This window comes from Brucella gallinifaecis (assembly GCF_006476605.1).
Classification (GTDB): Bacteria; Pseudomonadota; Alphaproteobacteria; order Rhizobiales; family Rhizobiaceae; genus Brucella; species Brucella gallinifaecis.
In genome coordinates this window covers 180,009-196,338 of record NZ_ML636803.1, presented here as the reverse complement: position 1 = coordinate 196,338, position 16,330 = coordinate 180,009, and the positions used below count along the sequence as shown (strand labels likewise).

Sequence of the window (16,330 nt, the reverse complement as noted above, 5' to 3'; positions counted from 1 at the left end):
AAAGCGTTTGCGGCACTGATAAATCTATTGTGGTATGGCAATTATCTGCGCAAGCGGGTATTGCGCAAGGAACAAGTTGAATCCGAGACGAAGGCAAGCAACATTTCACGGACAGCAGCAGTCATTGTCGCCGCAGGGCGTGGCGAACGAGCCGGACAAAGCACGGAAGGGCCGAAACAATATCGGCAGATCGGTGGCGAAGCAGTTCTTTCGCGCACGATACGGGCTTTTGCGCAACACCCGCAAATTGCTGAAATTGTCGTCGTCATCCATGCCGATGATGCAGCGCTTTACGATAAAGCCATCACCGGGCATTATAAAAATCTGCGTGTGATCATTGGTGGTGCGACACGACAGGAATCCACACGACTTGGATTACTTGCACTCAATCAAAAGGCCCCTGATTATGTGCTCATCCATGACGGTGTGCGTCCCTTCATCGAACAAGAACTACTCACGCAAATATTCCGGAACCTGACGCCGCTGGAAGGTGTGCTGCCTGCTCTTGGCGTATCTGACACCTTGAAACAGTCCGCAAGCGATGGCACAGTCAAGACAACTATACCGCGCACAGGTCTTTTCGCAGCACAAACACCGCAAGCATTCCCTTTCGCATCTATTCTCGATGCACATGAAAAGGCATTTCTGAGCGGTCGTTCAGATTTTACCGATGATGCGTCAATTGCAGAGGCCTATGGCCTGTGCGTACGTATCATTGAGGGATCGGCAGACAATACCAAACTGACATGGGCCAAAGATATAGAAATGGCCGACAAACGTTTAAGGCATGGCATGACTTCTTTTCCAGATATCCGCACCGGCAATGGCTATGACGTTCACAGTTTTGAGCCGGGCGATCACGTCACGCTTTGCGGCGTATCCATTCCGCATAATAAAAAGCTTAATGGCCACTCAGATGCCGATGTAGCGCTTCATGCTCTGACCGACGCACTGCTTGCCACGCGCGGCGCAGGCGATATTGGCACACATTTTCCGCCATCCGATCCGCAATGGAAGGGTGCTGCATCGCATATCTTCGTTGAGCATGCTGTCCGTATTGTTCGCGAAGCAGGTGGTCGTATCGCCAATGCGGATGTGACCATCATCGCAGAAGAGCCGAAGATTGGCCCTCACCGTCCGGCAATGACGCAAGCTATGGCCGCTATGCTTGGCATTTCTCAGGACCGCGTTTCCGTGAAAGCCACAACCAATGAGAAAATGGGTTTTGTTGGCCGTGGCGAAGGCATTGCTGCTATTGTGACTGCAACCGTGATCTATCCCGGCGAGGTGCCTGAATGACACTCGTTGCCGAAGTTCAAGCCATCAACGTCCTGAATGCATGTCGTAAACACAGCATCATGATTGTGACGGCAGAATCCTGCACAGGTGGGCTGATCGCGGCAGCACTCACCGATATTGCCGGTTCTTCCGATGTAGTGGACCGGGGCTTTGTCACCTATTCCAATGAAGCCAAGAATGAGATGATCAGCGTCCCGATGGAGCTGATCAAGAGTGTCGGCGCTGTTTCAAAAGAAGTGGCAATCGCTATGGCAGAAGGTGCACTTGCCAGTTCACGCGCAGGCATCAGCATTGCTGTGACTGGCATTGCCGGCCCCGGAGGTGGATCAGCAGAAAAACCAGTCGGTCTCGTACATATTGCCAGCGCCCGCAAAGGCTTCGCTACGCTGCACAAAGAACTCCGTTTTGGAGAAAAGTCTCGCGAAGACATTCGCCACGAGACAGTGCTGTCTGCGCTGGCGCTCGTGCTTGAAGCGCTTAACGCTTAGCCGTAAATTGCATCGGCACGTTTCTCGAAAGCTTCTGAAAACTTGCGGAAAGCCAGATCAAACATTGATCCCATCAAAAGCCCAAGCGTGCGGCTTTTAAATTCATAATCGATGAAAAACTCAACATCACATTCCGAACCATCACCCACGGATTTAAACGTCCAGCGATTGTCGAGATAACGAAATGGTCCATCGATATATTTCACATCAATGATATTTTCTTCCGGCTTCAGAAGAACCTGACTGGTGAAAGTCTCGCGAATAAGCTTGTAACCAACGCTCATATCGGCAACTAGCAGCGTCTTATTATCACGCTCTTTGCGTGAGCGGATGGAAAGCGCTTCACACATCGGCAGGAATTGCGGATATTTTTCAACATCTGCAACAAGCGCAAACATTTCATCTGCGCGATGATGAACGCGTCTGACATTGGTAAATTGCGGCATGCGAGTTTAAGCCTGTGCTGCGATCTGCGCTTCACGCGCAGCCTTGAGCTTTGCGAAATCATCACCGGCATGGTGTGATGAGCGCGTCAGCGGACTGGATGCAACAAGCGCAAATCCTTTTGTACGACCAATCGTCTCGAACGACTTGAATTCGTCTGGCGTTACGAAACGGATCACCGGATGATGCTTGCGGGTCGGTTGCAGATACTGACCAATCGTCATGAAATCCACGTCAGCTGAACGAAGATCATCCATCAGCTGGAGAATTTCATTACGTTCTTCACCAAGACCAACCATAATACCTGACTTGGTAAAGATTGTCGGATCGAGTTCCTTCACGCGCTGCAACAGACGGATCGAATGGAAATAACGAGCCCCCGGACGAACCTTGAGATATTTTGACGGAACCGTTTCCAGATTGTGATTGAACACGTCAGGGCGTGCCTTGACCACAATCTCAAGCGCACCTTCCTTGCGAAGAAAGTCTGGCGTAAGAATTTCAATCGTTGTCTTTGGCGTTGCTGCACGGATCGCACGAATAACGTCAGCAAAGTGCTGCGCACCACCATCAGCCAGATCATCACGGTCAACAGAGGTGATCACGACATGGGTAAGGCCCATCTGCTTGATAGCACGGGCAACACTTTCCGGCTCATTCGGGTCAAGTGCTTTCGGAATACCGGTGGAGACATTACAGAAAGCACAGGCTCGGGTGCAGATTTCACCCATAATCATAAAGGTCGCGTGCTTCTTTTCCCAGCACTCACCAATATTCGGGCAGCCAGCTTCTTCACAAACAGTCACAAGTTTGTTCGATCGAACAATCTCACGGGTTTCATTATAGCCACGCGAAACAGGTGCCTTGACGCGGATCCATTCCGGTTTTTTCAGGATTTCATTGTCTGGACGATGCGCTTTCTCCGGATGACGAAGACGTCTCTGGTTCACCGTGTCGAGAACTGTAACCATGCTGTTTCCTGCCTATCCGAAGTTTTCACAAATGTGAAACACTTCTAAATTGGGTCCGGTTCGTAATCTCTGGCCCGTAACCTGTCAACTTTGTACGCCCAAAGACCTCGTCAATATGCTGCGGCTTACCGTCTCGCCGCCATTCCCAACGCCCTGAAAACCAGTGCCCAGATGAGACCAAACAATAGCCCGGCAAATCCAAGTGCAAAAGTCAGCGTCCATACGCCATACCAACCAGCAATCGCCATTCCATTGATCGATATGGTGTTTCCGCCAATCAGGCTCAAGCTCCCGACTATAAAGCCAAGCGCCAAACCACCAACGCTACACCATTTAATCATGGGCCATGCAGCTCTGCGCCATGGCCCTCCATTATCAATCAGTGGAATGATCTCACTCCTGGTTTAAGCATTAAGAACACGTCCATAGGCATCCAGAACGCTTTCCTTCATCATTTCAGAAAGGGTCGGATGTGGGAATACCGAATGCATCAGTTCTTCTTCAGTCGTCTCCAGGTTCATCGCAATGACGAAGCCCTGAATAAGCTCGGTAACTTCCGCGCCAACCATATGCGCGCCAAGCAACTGTCCGGTCTTCTTGTCAAAGATCGTCTTGACCAGACCCTGATCCTCACCAAGCGCAATGGCTTTACCATTTGCCGAGAAGGAATAGCGACCGACACGAATGTCAAAGCCTTGTTCCTTGGCCTTGGCTTCGGTCAGGCCGACAGAAGCCACCTGTGGATTGCAATAGGTGCAGCCCGGAATCATGAGCTTGTCGAGCGAATGAACATTTGGAAGACCGGCAATTTTTTCAACACAGATTGTGCCTTCATGCTCAGCCTTGTGAGCAAGCATCGGAGGACCGGCAACGTCACCAATGGCATAAATACCTTCAACATTGGTCTTGCCATAACCGTCAATGACGACACAACCACGATCGGTCTTCACACCAAGCGCTTCAAGACCGAGATTCTCGATGTTGCCCTGAACGCCAACAGCCGAAATCAGACGATCAACCGTCAGCTTTTCAACCTTGCCATCCTTCGTTTCGATATGGGCAGTTACAGAATCCGTGCCCTTCTCAACCTTGGTGACTTTCGCTTCGGTGATGATTTTGAGGCCCAGTTTTTCCAGACGCTTGCGTGCGAAGGTGGAAATTTCCACGTCTTCAACCGGCATGATATTCGGCATCAATTCAACAACCGTCACATCAACGCCCATGGCATTATAGAAAGATGCAAATTCAATACCGATAGCACCGGAGCCCATAACCGCCATCGACTTTGGCAGTGCCTGCGGAACCATCGCTTCAAAATAGGTCCAGATCAGCTTGCCATCCGGCTCGATGCCCGGCAGCGAACGCGGACGTGCGCCAGTAGCAACGATCACATGCTTGGCCTTGTAGCTGCCCTCACCCAAAACGCCCTTTGGTACAGGATTTTGCGGCTGCATCGGCTGCTTGGATGATTTGCCGACCGAAATCTCGGCAGGTGTATTGCCGGATGCACCTTTAACCAGCTTGGCTTCACCCCAGATCACGTCGATCTTGTTTTTCTTCATCAGATAGGCAACGCCGCCATTGAGCCGCGCAGACACGCCGCGCGAACGCGCAACAACAGCATTCACATCAGCACTGATCGAGCCTTCAAGCTTGAGACCGTAATCCTTGGCATGTTCGCCAAGATGCAGCACTTCCGCCGAACGCAGCAGCGCCTTGGTCGGAATGCAGCCCCAGTTGAGGCAAATACCACCCAGATGCTCGCGCTCGACAATCGCAGTCTTAAGGCCAAGCTGCGCTGCACGGATCGCGGTGACATAACCGCCGGGTCCCGATCCAATGATAATAACGTCGTAAATGTCGGCCATAGTGTCCTGCCCTTAAAACCTCAGAATTACGGAAAGCAGCATCTTACGCAGAATTTTTGCGACGCATATTCCCGGATTGCCGACTTGCTATCGGCTTATATATAAGAAACGCCGCGTATCAGACAACACGCGGCGCATAAGCATATCAGACCAGCATACCCATCGGGTTTTCGATGTGACGCTTGAAAGCCTGTGCAAGTTCAGCAGCCAGAGCACCATCAACCGCACGGTGATCGGTGGAAAGCGTGACAGACATAACTGTCGCCACCTTCACTTCACCATTTTTGACCACTGCACGCTGTTCCCCCGCACCGATTGCGAAAATTGTCGCATGGGGTGGATTGATGATCGCTGCAAAGTCTTTCACACCGAACATGCCAAGGTTGGACACAGAGGTCGAACCACCCTGATATTCATCAGGCTTGAGCTTGCGATCACGCGCACGCTTGGCAAGATCTTTCATCTCATTGGAGATAGCTGACAGCGTTTTAGATTCCGACTGACGTACGATTGGCGTAATCAGACCACCCGGAATAGACACGGCAACACCGACATCCGCACGCTTGTGCTTGATCATGCCGCCTTCGGTCCAGGAAACATTGGCTTCAGGAATATCACGCAGCGATAATGCAACAGCCTTGATCACCAGATCATTGACAGAAAGCTTGTAGGCCGGAACCTCACCCTTCTCTGTCTTGATTAACGGTGCAGCTGAATTGATCTGCGAACGCAGAGCCAGCAGCGCATCAAGTTCACAATCAACTGTCAGATAGAAATGCGGAACTGTCTGCTTCGATTCAACCAGACGGCGGGCAATAGTCTTGCGCATACCGTCGTGAGGAACGATTTCGTATGTGCCTTCTTCAAACAGCTTGAGGATGGCATCATCCGACTGAGGCTTTGGAGCTGACACAGCCGCCTGAGGTGCAGCAGATGCAGCTTTCGCGCCACCGGACTTTATTGCAGCTTCAACATCACGCTGAACAACACGGCCATGAGGCCCGGTGCCTTTTACAGCCGAAACATCAACACCTGCTTCCTTTGCAACGCGACGTGCAAGTGGCGATGCGAAAACGCGATCACCCTTGTTTTCGGCGCCCTGATTAGCAGCAGGAGCAGCCGCTGGCGTTTCAGCTTTTGCAGGAGCCGGAGTTGCTACCTGTGCAGCTTCCTTTTTCGACTCTTCTTGAGATGCTTCTGCCTTTGGTGCTGGAGCGGCATCACCGCCTTTTGCTGCTTCCGCAACATCCTCGCCATCTTCGGCAAGGATTGCAATCAGAGCGTTAACCTTGACGCCTTCTGTTCCGGCAGGAACAACCAGCTTGGCAACAACACCTTCATCAATAGCTTCGACTTCCATCGTCGCTTTGTCAGTTTCGATCTCGGCGATCACATCGCCAGATGTAACCTTGTCGCCTTCTTTAACCAACCATTTGGAAAGATTGCCTTCTTCCATGGTTGGCGAAAGTGCTGGCATAGTGATTTTAATCGACATATCCAGTCCTCCCTCAGGCGGTGTAGGTCACGGCTTTCACCGCTTCCACCACTTCTGCAACAGTTGGCAAAGCCAGCTTTTCAAGATTTGCCGCATATGGCATCGGAACGTCCTTGCCAGCAATCGTCAGGATCGGTGCATCGAGATAATCGAAAGCCTGCTGCATGACGCGGGTGGCAATTTCAGTACCAACAGAAGACTGCGGAAAGCCTTCTTCCACAGTCACAAGACGGCCAGTCTTCTTGACCGATTCAACAACCGTTGGAATATCCATCGGGCGGATAGTGCGCAGATCGATGATTTCAACATCAATGCCCTGTGCGGAAAGTTCTTCCGCAGCCTTGACCGCATAGGTCATGCCAATACCGAACGAAACGATGGTTGCATCCTTGCCCTGCTTGTGAATGCGGGCCTTGCCGATTGGCAGAACGAAATCGTCAATCTTCGGTACATCAAAATGATGACCGTAGAGAATTTCGTTTTCAAGGAAGATAACCGGATTTGGATCGCGAATTGCAGCCTTGAGAAGGCCTTTTGCATCAGCAGCCGAGTAAGGCATAACGACCTTGAGACCCGGGATCTGGCTATACCATGCAGCGTAGCACTGGGAATGCTGGGCAGCAACACGCGCAGCAGCGCCCGAAGGACCACGGAACACCATTGGTGCACCCATCTGGCCGCCTGACATATAAAGCGTCTTCGCAGCCGAATTGATAATCTGGTCAATCGCCTGCATGGCGAAATTGAAGGTCATGAATTCGACAATCGGCTTCAATCCAGCCATCGCAGCGCCAACACCAACACCGGCAAAACCATGTTCGGTGATTGGAGTATCGACAACCCGGCGCGGACCGAATTCGTCCAGAAGACCCTGCGTGATCTTGTAAGCGCCCTGATATTCAGCAACTTCTTCGCCCATGATGAAAACATCATCATCGCGGCGCATTTCTTCAGCCATGGCATCGCGCAGTGCTTCACGCACAGTCATCGAAACCATTTCTGTACCGGCTGGGATGTCCGGACCGGAAGCAACTTCAACTTTCGGAGCAGCAGGCACGCTATCGGCCTTCTTTTCTTCAGCTTTTGGCGCTTCTTCCTTCGGTGCTTCTGCTTTAGCAGCAGGAGCAGAACCAATGTCGGAAGCGCTTTCACCCTCACCGAGAAGAACAGCAATCGGCGTATTGACCTTCACGCCTTCGGTTCCTTCTGCGATAAGAATTTTACCGACAGTGCCTTCATCGACAGCTTCAACTTCCATCGTCGCCTTGTCGGTTTCGATTTCAGCGATCACGTCACCGGATGTGACCTTGTCGCCTTCTTTTTTCAGCCATTTGGACAGTTTGCCTTCTTCCATCGTCGGGGAAAGGGCAGGCATGAGAATTTCTACGGGCATGACAATACCTTTCCTGAATTAGAGCAGAATATCCGTGTAAAGCTCGGAAGCATCCGGCTCTGGATCGTTTTGAGCGAAATCAGCCGCATCAGCGACAATGTCGCGAACTTCCTTGTCGATTTCTTTCAGCTCTTCTTCAGTAGCCCAGTTATTTTCAAGCAGGCGCTGTTTGACCTGTTCAATCGGGTCGTGCTCGGAGCGCATCTTCTGCACTTCATCCTTGGATCGATATTTCGCAGGATCAGACATGGAGTGACCGCGATAACGATAGGTTTCCATTTCAAGGATTAACGGCCCCTTGCCGGCACGCGCCCATTCAGCAGCGGCTTCAGCAGCAGCAGCCACGGCGCGAACGTCCATGCCGTCAACCTTGATGCCCGGGACGTTGAAGGAAACACCGCGCTTGGAGAAATCTGTTTCAGCGGAAGAACGCGAAACCGAGGTACCCATTGCATAACGGTTGTTTTCGATCACATAGATCACCGGAAGCTTCCATAGCGACGCCATATTGAAGGCTTCATAAACCTGCCCCTGATTGGCAGCACCATCACCGAAATAAGTGACAGAGATATTATCATTGCCGCGATACTTGTTCGCAAAAGCAAGACCTGTACCAAGAGGAACCTGAGCACCGACAATACCATGACCGCCGTAAAAGCCCTTTTCCTTGGAGAACATATGCATGGAACCGCCCTTGCCCTTGGAGTAACCTCCACGACGTCCGGTCAGTTCGGCCATAACGCCACGCGCTTCCATGCCTGTTGCCAGCATGTGACCATGATCACGATAGGAAGTGATAATCTGATCACCTTCCTTGAGCGCTGTCTGCATACCGACGACAACAGCTTCCTGGCCAATATAAAGGTGACAGAAGCCACCAATGAAACCCATACCGTAAAGCTGACCGGCCTTTTCTTCGAAACGGCGAATCAACAGCATCTCGCGGTAGGCGTTCAGTTCCTGCTCTTTATTGAAATCAGCCGGCGCTGGCGTCTTGGGAAGATTCCCAAATGAGGCCTGCGATTTTCCAGCCGACGCTTTATTAGCCTTCGGTGCCATATCTCGCTCCCTTTAGCATGCAGCCAAACCCGGGTAACGGCTTTGAAAGCAACATGCGTCGATTCAAATTATGAGCCCTTTCACGCATACCAATGACACGCAGCGCTCTACGATTGTTGTTCTATTGTGACGTTATACGGGCATTTTACAAGATACAATATGCACGTAGAGCATAGCTGCTATGCCGCCAAGCCCTTATAAACATACCATAAAAAGGCAATTAACTGCATTTCAGTTAATTTGACCGATCCTCACGAGAAATGATAATCGTCATTTCATCGACATGGGAGAGATTAAGCGCCCTGCGCGCCTGCTCGTCAAGCATATCCTTTTCAATGGAACCGTCGCGCAAAAGGGCGACTCGCTTTTCGAGGGCTGCTCTGTCCGCACTCACTTTCTCAAGCTGCTTTGTCAGCAGACTTTTTTGCTCTTCAAGCTGGATGCGGGAATATAGACCGAATTCGCCATGATAGGCGTGAAAACCGAAATAGCTCAAAAATGCAGCCGTCAGAACAGGCAGCACAAAACGGCCGCGAATAGATTTACGTTTCTGCTTGGTCCACATTTCAGCTTCCTTCCCGGATGCTCATAGCGTTTCTGGTTGTTAATCAAAGCCGCCGATCCGATTTCCACCATAAAACATTATTCTGCTTAACAGAGCTTTACCGTCGCATGGGCACAAGTGCTTCAAACCTGTATTTTTGAAATTTTAATCCATACAAAAACGAAGCAAACAAAAAGGCGGGCCGAAGCCCGCCTGTTTATTCGCATATTCAACTCGATCTAGAGGAACTTCAACGCGCTGCGGCCTGCATAACGAGCCTGCTTGCCAAGTTCTTCTTCAATACGGATAAGCTGATTATACTTTGCTGTCCGGTCCGAACGTGCCAGCGAACCGGTCTTGATCTGACCGCAATTGGTTGCAACTGCGAGATCGGCAATGGTCGAATCCTCTGTTTCACCCGAACGGTGAGACATGACAGAAGTATAACCGGCCTTGTGAGCGGTTTCGACGGCATCAAGTGTTTCGCTGAGCGAGCCAATCTGGTTGACCTTGACGAGGATCGAATTGGCAACCCCCATCTTGATACCATCGCGCAGACGAGCCGAATTGGTAACAAACAGATCATCACCAACGAGCTGACACTTCTTGCCGATCAGATCGGTAAGATATTTCCAGCCTTCCCAGTCGTCTTCAGCCATACCGTCTTCAATCGTCACGATTGGATAATCGCCAGCAAGCTTTGCAAGATATTCAGCCTGCGCCTTTGGATCTCGGGTCTTGTTCTCGCCTTCATAGACGTAATTACCGTCCTTGAAAAACTCGGTTGCCGCGCAATCAAGACCGATTGCAATGTCTTCACCCGGCTTGAAACCAGCTTTTTCGATCGATTCGACAACGAAATCGAGCGCAGCTTCTGCACTCAGCAGATTTGGCGCAAAACCGCCTTCATCCCCAACATTGGTGTTATGGCCCGCATCTTTCAAACGCTTCTTGAGCGTATGGAAAACCTCGGCACCATAACGGACTGCTTCACGAAGAGACGGAGCACCAACCGGAAGAATCATGAATTCCTGAAAATCGATTGGATTGTCAGCATGTGCGCCGCCATTGATGATGTTCATCATTGGAACTGGCAGAATATGAGCATTAGCACCGCCAACATAGCGATAAAGCGGCAGGCCAGTTGACTGGGCAGCAGCCTTGGCAACAGCCAGCGAAACGCCGAGAATTGCATTCGCACCGAGATTGCCCTTGTTTGGCGTACCATCAAGATCGATCAGTGTCTCATCAACCAGAAGCTGATTTTCAGCGTCAATTCCAGCGATTGCATCGAAAATCTTGCCGTTAACAGCTTCAACAGCCTTTTCAACACCCTTGCCAAGATAACGGCTGCCGCCATCGCGCAGCTCAACGGCTTCATGCGCACCAGTCGATGCGCCCGATGGCACAGCGGCGCGTCCAAAAGAACCGTCTTCAAGAAAAACGTCGACTTCAACGGTCGGATTACCGCGGCTATCAAGAATTTCACGGCCAACGATGTCGATGATTGCAGTCATAGGGGCAAGTCCTTCCCTGTAGATAGCCCCGCTTTGTTACGAGGCACATTGAATAATTCGATGTGAGACTTCATTACAGAATTTAAAGGCAGAGGAATACCCCTGCCTGTGAATTCATGATGAATTTTTAAATCGATTTAGAAATCCTGTCGAAAGCCATGAGTTTCTCAAGCAGTGCTTGCATTTTATCAATAGGCACCATATTCGGACCATCAGATGGCGCATTGTCGGGATCCTGATGGGTTTCGATAAACACACCCGCCACACCAACAGCCACAGCCGCACTTGCAAGTGTTTCAACAAATTCACGCTGACCACCCGAAGAGCCACCCTGTCCGCCGGGCTGCTGTACCGAATGCGTCGCATCAAAAATCACGGGCGACCCGAAGCCAGCCATGATCGGCAGCGAACGCATGTCGGAAACAAGCGTATTGTAACCGAAAGATACACCGCGTTCAGTCGCCATTACATTTGGATTGCCATTTTCAGTAATCTTGGCCAGCACATTTTTCATGTCCCACGGCGCCAGAAATTGCCCCTTTTTTACATTGATTGCGCGGCCCGTTTTAGCTGCAGCAACCAGAAGATCAGTCTGACGGCACAGAAAAGCAGGTATCTGAAGAACATCGACAACTTCAGCCACTTCCGCACATTGATGCTCATTGTGAATATCTGTCAGAACCGGAAAACCATATTCTTTCTTAAGGTCTGCAAAGACTTCCAAAGCCTTTTCCAGGCCGATGCCGCGCTGTGCGCTGAGCGACGTGCGGTTGGCCTTGTCAAAGCTCGACTTGTAAACGAGACCAATGCCAAGCTTGCTGGTAATTTCAACCAGTCGGCCAGCCATCTCAAATGCATGTTCACGTGTTTCCATCTGGCAAGGCCCGGCAATCAAAGCCAGTGGTGCACTGTTGGAAAATGTAACATTGCCGATTTTGACAGTAGAATTGGCAGTCGTCATGATAGGGAACCTTCAAATATTACAAGTGCCATAAGGCACCTTATCTGGCGTGCGAATTGATCGAAAACAAGGCGCACAAATGAAACGCGCCCCGAAGGGGCGCATTTTAGTCTTATACCAGCCTACCCTGCTCTATCGCAGCTGCAATGAAGGACGCGAATAACGGGTGCGGTTCAAACGGACGTGATTTTAGTTCAGGATGATACTGAACGCCGATAAACCATGGATGGTCAGCATATTCGACGGTTTCCGGCAAAACACCATCTGGCGACATGCCGGAGAAAATCAGGCCGCTTGCTTCCAGACGATCCTTATAATCAACATTCACCTCATAACGGTGACGATGACGTTCAGAAATATCAGTCGAACCGTAAATATCAGCAATTCGCGTTCCAGCCTTGAGCGTGGAATCATAGGCACCAAGGCGCATTGTACCACCAAGATCACCCGAATTTGTGCGCTTTTCAAGCATATTGCCCTTGAGCCACTCGGTCATAAGACCAACAACGGGTTCCTTTGTCGGACCAAACTCGGTCGATGACGCATCGTCGATACCTGCGAGATTACGTGCTGCTTCAAGGCAGGCCATCTGCATACCAAAACAGATACCGAAATAAGGCACCTTATGTTCACGAGCAAACTTGGCCGCAAGAATCTTACCCTCTGCACCACGCTCACCAAAACCGCCCGGCACCAGAATGCCATGAACCTTTTCGAGATATGGTGAAGGATCTTCGCTTTCAAAGACCTCGGCTTCAATCCAGTCGAGATTGACCTTGACCTTGTTGGCAATTCCACCGTGCTGCAACGCTTCGATCAGCGACTTATAAGCGTCCTTCAGCTCGGTATATTTGCCGACGACGGCAATAGTGACTTCGCCTTCAGGATTGTGCAGAAGATGGGAAATAGCTTCCCAACGCTCCATGCGTGGCTTTGGCGCCGGCTCAATACCAAATGCGGCAAGCACTTCATTATCAAGACCTTCCTTATGATAGGCAATAGGCACATCATAAATGGTCGAGACATCAAGCGCCTGAATAACCGCGCTTTCACGCACATTACAGAATAGCGACAGCTTGCGGCGTTCAGAAGCTGGAATTTCGCGATCTGCACGCACCAGAAGAATATCCGGCGCAATACCGATTGAGCGCAATTCCTTCACCGAATGCTGCGTCGGCTTCGTCTTGAGTTCACCTGCCGCAGGAATATACGGCATCAATGTCAGATGGATATAAACAGCACTGCCGCGTGGCAGCTCGTTACCAAGCTGGCGAATGGCTTCAAGGAACGGCATGGCCTCGATATCGCCAACCGTGCCACCGATTTCGCACAGCACGAAATCATATTCGTCATTGCCTTCAAGGATAAAATTTTTGATTTCATCCGTGACGTGAGGAATGACCTGAACCGTCGCACCGAGATAATCGCCGCGGCGTTCCTTTTCGATAATGTTGCGGTAAATACGACCCGTCGTGATATTATCCCGCTGATTGGCAGGACGACCGGTAAACCGCTCGTAATGGCCCAGATCAAGGTCTGTTTCGGCACCATCGTCAGTGACGAACACCTCACCATGCTGGTAAGGCGACATCGTACCGGGGTCGACATTCAGATAAGGGTCGAGTTTACGGATACGCACGCGGTAACCGCGTGCCTGAAGGAGTGCAGCCAATGCTGCTGCGGCTATGCCTTTTCCGAGGGAAGAAACCACGCCGCCTGTGATGAATACATATCGCGCCATGGGCTTATGTCGTTAGACCCTTCTGATTGATTCCGCCACTAAAAAAACGGCAATCAATGTTTTTTCCATCAAATTCACATCCGGGCAGTATTTTCATACCCTAAACCGGATGTTTCCACAGAGTTCAGCCCTCTCGCAGCATGTCACCTTGTTTGTAACACACGCACGAAAAAAGGCCGGGGAAACTCCCGGCCTTTCGGGTATTTCTCATAAAATCAGAGAACGACGACTTTTGCACCCATACCAACGCGATCATAGAGATCCATGACATCTTCATTGGTCATACGGAAGCAACCATTCGAAGCAGGGCTGCCAATGGTCCATGGCTGAGTCGTTCCATGAATACGGATATAGGTATCCTTATTCCCCTGAAACAGATAGATGGCGCGCGAACCAAGAGGATTGCCCGGGCCGCCATCCATACCATTCTTATAGCGACCATATTGAGAAGGATTACGCTCGATCATTTCCTTGGTCGGAATCCAGCGCGGCCACTCACGCTTGGCATTGACGGTTGCAGTTCCCTTGAACTCAAGGCCGACTTTACCGACAGCGATACCATAGCGGCGTGCACTTCCTGAACTTTCAACAAGATAGAGGAAATACTTCGAAGGGTCGATCACAATTGTCCCAGGCTCATATCCCGAAAACGCAACGGTCTGGGCCTGATAGCGCGGATCGATATTATAGCGGTTAAGAGCAACTTTCTTTGCGGCACCCGCATTCGAAGCGCTCTTCTTTTTCTTCCGTGCCGGCTTTGTCTTGGCATCACTTGCTGCAGCAACCTGCTGGACAGAACTTGCAGAAGCATCAAGCCCGGCTTCGCCACCAGCAGCATAACCCGGACCTGTCAGTCCTATACAAAGACTGGCAATGCTCGCCATTAAAATAAAACGTGAAGACATGATCAGTTCCCGAAACCAAGCAAAAACGGAAAACACCTGAAGCAATATCGCAATCAGATTTTCAACTTCATACGTTAATCGACAAAATTACTCAATTATTCGCATGAGCTATACATCACGATTCAATGATCGCTATTGCCCACATGCAACACTTTACGGGGGCATGTTTAACAAAAAGAAAACCGGCCTTTTCAGACCGGTCTTCAAAACTTGTATTTATATGCCCCTTACTGGGAGCTTGGAACCTGTGGCTCGGCAGGTGTGGTTGTCGGAGCTTCACCTGAAGCAGGTATGTCTGCTTCATTGCTGCGCGAAGATTCGCCACCAAGCTGATCGAGAATACCACCGCCAGCACCACCAGCAGGAGCGTTTTGCGTACTGCCAGCTGCCGGAATACGATTAAGAATATCTGTCGGCTTGTCGCCGTAGCGTGCCATGATACCCAGAACGAGCGAAGTGGCAAAAAAGCCGATAGCAAGAATAGCTGTCGTACGGGTAAGCGCGTTGGCGGCCCCACGAGCCGTCATAAAGCCCGAACCGCCGCCGATACCAAGGCCACCGCCTTCGGAACGCTGGATGAGCACAACGCCTACAAGCGCCAGAACGATCAACAAATGAATGACAATGACTATGGTCTGCATAGGTTAAGGTCTTTATATCTCTGGACTAATGCATAACCGGAAAAACAATGAAACTTGCGCCCGGCCAGCGATGATACAAATAGATAGAGCGGCTCTTTACACGCTATTGCGTCATAAACCAAGCCCTGCCCCTGATATAGATTCAGAAGCATCACTCATTACAAATTCCGATAGGTTTCGCATATGGCAAGGAAATCGTTTGCTTTCAAGCTTGCTCCGCCCACCAATGCGCCATCCACATCAGGAATGCTGAGCAACTCCATTGCGTTCGACGCTTTTACCGAACCGCCATAAAGAAGGCGCAGATGTGCACCATTTGCTCCAAAACGCTCAATCAATTTTTCGCGCATAAATGCATGAGCGGCCCGCACATCCTGAACCGTTGGCGTCAAACCTGTACCAATGGCCCAGACAGGCTCATAAGCAACTATTGTGTTTTCAGCATTCACACCTTCAGGAAAAGAAGCCGCAAGCTGTTCACCAATAACATCAAGAGTGCGCTCTGCTTTGCGTTCATCGGCCGTTTCGCCAACACAAACGATTGCCACAAGACCGCCACTCCACGCAGCCTCGGTCTTGCTGCGCACCAATTCACTGGATTCCCGATGATCGGTACGGCGCTCTGAATGGCCAAGAATAACATGGCTCGCACCGGCTTCTTTGAGCATTTGCGCTGAAATATCGCCTGTGTGTGCGCCAGATACTTTTGGATGGCAGTCCTGCCCGCCAAGACCAACAGTTTCGCCTTCAAGCGTTTCTGCCGCACGTGAGAGCAAAGTTGCAGGGACGCAGATCACAGCATCAAGCTTGCGACCAAGATCAGAGCTAAGCCCCGCAGCAATCGCACGCAATTCGGTCAGAGATTCTCCCGTACCATTCATTTTCCAGTTGCCAGCAACCAGCGGTCGGATTCCCGGAGTCATGTCATTCTCCTCGCCTTGAACGACAGCAAACCACTCAACAATATGCGAGTAGCGCCAAATTTTGCCATTGACTAAGCGTAT

16 protein-coding genes are annotated in these 16,330 nt (G+C 50.7%); 2 read left to right on the top strand and 14 right to left on the bottom strand.

Annotated features, from left to right (window positions below):
• Nucleotides 1-60: 60 nt before the first annotated feature.
• Complete coding sequence (locus FHY56_RS07550) at nucleotides 61-1,299, top strand: bifunctional 2-C-methyl-D-erythritol 4-phosphate cytidylyltransferase/2-C-methyl-D-erythritol 2,4-cyclodiphosphate synthase (protein ID WP_140904709.1); 1,239 nt, start codon at nucleotides 61-63, stop codon at nucleotides 1,297-1,299.
• On the top strand, nucleotides 1,296-1,787 hold the full coding sequence (locus tag FHY56_RS07545) for a CinA family protein (protein ID WP_140904563.1): 492 nt from the start codon (nucleotides 1,296-1,298) through the stop codon (nucleotides 1,785-1,787). The genes FHY56_RS07550 and FHY56_RS07545 overlap by 4 nt, the downstream gene beginning before the upstream one ends.
• Here the strand turns inward: FHY56_RS07545 and FHY56_RS07540 are convergent.
• The 14 genes from FHY56_RS07540 to tpiA all read right to left on the bottom strand — a co-directional run bounded on the left by FHY56_RS07540 (nucleotide 1,784) and on the right by tpiA (nucleotide 16,249).
• The gene (locus FHY56_RS07540) at nucleotides 1,784-2,233 is read right to left on the bottom strand and encodes a type II toxin-antitoxin system RatA family toxin (RefSeq protein ID WP_140904562.1); all 450 of its coding nucleotides are present in this window, start codon (nucleotides 2,231-2,233) and stop codon (nucleotides 1,784-1,786) included. The two genes, FHY56_RS07545 and FHY56_RS07540, sit on opposite strands and share 4 nt — an antisense overlap.
• 6 nt (nucleotides 2,234-2,239) lie before the next feature.
• Nucleotides 2,240-3,202 carry a lipoyl synthase gene (gene lipA / locus FHY56_RS07535; protein WP_140904561.1) on the bottom strand — a complete coding sequence of 321 codons (963 nt, stop codon included), beginning with the start codon at nucleotides 3,200-3,202 and terminating at the stop codon, nucleotides 2,240-2,242.
• Between the two features lie 125 nt (nucleotides 3,203-3,327).
• Nucleotides 3,328-3,543: a hypothetical protein gene (locus FHY56_RS07530; protein WP_140904560.1), complete on the bottom strand. Its 216-nt coding sequence runs from the start codon at nucleotides 3,541-3,543 to the stop codon at nucleotides 3,328-3,330.
• A 63-nt stretch (nucleotides 3,544-3,606) separates the two neighbouring features.
• Entirely contained in the window at nucleotides 3,607-5,070 is a 1,464-nt protein-coding gene (lpdA, locus tag FHY56_RS07525) for a dihydrolipoyl dehydrogenase (RefSeq protein ID WP_140904559.1), read from the bottom strand.
• A 145-nt stretch (nucleotides 5,071-5,215) separates the two neighbouring features.
• Nucleotides 5,216-6,565, bottom strand: coding sequence for a pyruvate dehydrogenase complex dihydrolipoamide acetyltransferase (locus FHY56_RS07520; protein ID WP_140904558.1), 1,350 nt, complete (start codon nucleotides 6,563-6,565; stop codon nucleotides 5,216-5,218).
• A gap of 13 nt (nucleotides 6,566-6,578) precedes the next feature.
• Nucleotides 6,579-7,958, bottom strand: a complete 1,380-nt coding sequence (locus tag FHY56_RS07515) for a pyruvate dehydrogenase complex E1 component subunit beta (RefSeq protein ID WP_140904557.1) — start codon at nucleotides 7,956-7,958, stop codon at nucleotides 6,579-6,581.
• 18 nt (nucleotides 7,959-7,976) lie between these two features.
• Nucleotides 7,977-9,017: a pyruvate dehydrogenase (acetyl-transferring) E1 component subunit alpha gene (gene pdhA, locus FHY56_RS07510; RefSeq protein ID WP_140904556.1), complete on the bottom strand. Its 1,041-nt coding sequence runs from the start codon at nucleotides 9,015-9,017 to the stop codon at nucleotides 7,977-7,979.
• A 235-nt stretch (nucleotides 9,018-9,252) separates the two neighbouring features.
• Complete coding sequence (locus FHY56_RS07505; protein WP_140904555.1) at nucleotides 9,253-9,582, bottom strand: FtsB family cell division protein; 330 nt, start codon at nucleotides 9,580-9,582, stop codon at nucleotides 9,253-9,255.
• A gap of 218 nt (nucleotides 9,583-9,800) precedes the next feature.
• Entirely contained in the window at nucleotides 9,801-11,078 is a 1,278-nt protein-coding gene (eno, locus tag FHY56_RS07500) for a phosphopyruvate hydratase (RefSeq protein ID WP_140904554.1), read from the bottom strand.
• A 127-nt stretch (nucleotides 11,079-11,205) separates the two neighbouring features.
• Nucleotides 11,206-12,039: a 3-deoxy-8-phosphooctulonate synthase gene (gene kdsA, locus FHY56_RS07495; RefSeq protein WP_140904553.1), complete on the bottom strand. Its 834-nt coding sequence runs from the start codon at nucleotides 12,037-12,039 to the stop codon at nucleotides 11,206-11,208.
• Nucleotides 12,040-12,151: 112 nt separating this feature from the next.
• Complete coding sequence (locus tag FHY56_RS07490) at nucleotides 12,152-13,780, bottom strand: CTP synthase (RefSeq protein WP_140904552.1); 1,629 nt, start codon at nucleotides 13,778-13,780, stop codon at nucleotides 12,152-12,154.
• A 215-nt stretch (nucleotides 13,781-13,995) separates the two neighbouring features.
• Nucleotides 13,996-14,685: a L,D-transpeptidase gene (locus FHY56_RS07485; RefSeq protein ID WP_140904551.1), complete on the bottom strand. Its 690-nt coding sequence runs from the start codon at nucleotides 14,683-14,685 to the stop codon at nucleotides 13,996-13,998.
• Between the two features lie 227 nt (nucleotides 14,686-14,912).
• Nucleotides 14,913-15,326 carry a preprotein translocase subunit SecG gene (gene secG, locus FHY56_RS07480; protein WP_140904550.1) on the bottom strand — a complete coding sequence of 138 codons (414 nt, stop codon included), beginning with the start codon at nucleotides 15,324-15,326 and terminating at the stop codon, nucleotides 14,913-14,915.
• A gap of 158 nt (nucleotides 15,327-15,484) precedes the next feature.
• Nucleotides 15,485-16,249, bottom strand: a complete 765-nt coding sequence (gene tpiA, locus FHY56_RS07475; RefSeq protein WP_140904549.1) for a triose-phosphate isomerase — start codon at nucleotides 16,247-16,249, stop codon at nucleotides 15,485-15,487.
• Nucleotides 16,250-16,330: the final 81 nt, after the last annotated feature.

Excerpts from the sequence above, each read along its gene's own strand:
- FHY56_RS07545 (WP_140904563.1), top strand. The coding sequence starts at position 1,296 with ATGACACTCGTTGCCGAAGTTCAAGCCATCAACGTCCTGAATGCATGT.
- FHY56_RS07540 (WP_140904562.1), bottom strand. The coding sequence starts at position 2,233 with ATGCCGCAATTTACCAATGTCAGACGCGTTCATCATCGCGCAGATGAA.
- lipA (WP_140904561.1), bottom strand. The coding sequence starts at position 3,202 with ATGGTTACAGTTCTCGACACGGTGAACCAGAGACGTCTTCGTCATCCG.
- FHY56_RS07530 (WP_140904560.1), bottom strand. The coding sequence starts at position 3,543 with ATGATTAAATGGTGTAGCGTTGGTGGTTTGGCGCTTGGCTTTATAGTC.
- lpdA (WP_140904559.1), bottom strand. The coding sequence starts at position 5,070 with ATGGCCGACATTTACGACGTTATTATCATTGGATCGGGACCCGGCGGT.
- FHY56_RS07520 (WP_140904558.1), bottom strand. The coding sequence starts at position 6,565 with ATGTCGATTAAAATCACTATGCCAGCACTTTCGCCAACCATGGAAGAA.
- FHY56_RS07515 (WP_140904557.1), bottom strand. The coding sequence starts at position 7,958 with ATGCCCGTAGAAATTCTCATGCCTGCCCTTTCCCCGACGATGGAAGAA.
- pdhA (WP_140904556.1), bottom strand. The coding sequence starts at position 9,017 with ATGGCACCGAAGGCTAATAAAGCGTCGGCTGGAAAATCGCAGGCCTCA.
- FHY56_RS07505 (WP_140904555.1), bottom strand. The coding sequence starts at position 9,582 with ATGTGGACCAAGCAGAAACGTAAATCTATTCGCGGCCGTTTTGTGCTG.
- eno (WP_140904554.1), bottom strand. The coding sequence starts at position 11,078 with ATGACTGCAATCATCGACATCGTTGGCCGTGAAATTCTTGATAGCCGC.
- kdsA (WP_140904553.1), bottom strand. The coding sequence starts at position 12,039 with ATGACGACTGCCAATTCTACTGTCAAAATCGGCAATGTTACATTTTCC.
- FHY56_RS07490 (WP_140904552.1), bottom strand. The coding sequence starts at position 13,780 with ATGGCGCGATATGTATTCATCACAGGCGGCGTGGTTTCTTCCCTCGGA.
- FHY56_RS07485 (WP_140904551.1), bottom strand. The coding sequence starts at position 14,685 with ATGTCTTCACGTTTTATTTTAATGGCGAGCATTGCCAGTCTTTGTATA.
- secG (WP_140904550.1), bottom strand. The coding sequence starts at position 15,326 with ATGCAGACCATAGTCATTGTCATTCATTTGTTGATCGTTCTGGCGCTT.
- tpiA (WP_140904549.1), bottom strand. The coding sequence starts at position 16,249 with ATGACTCCGGGAATCCGACCGCTGGTTGCTGGCAACTGGAAAATGAAT.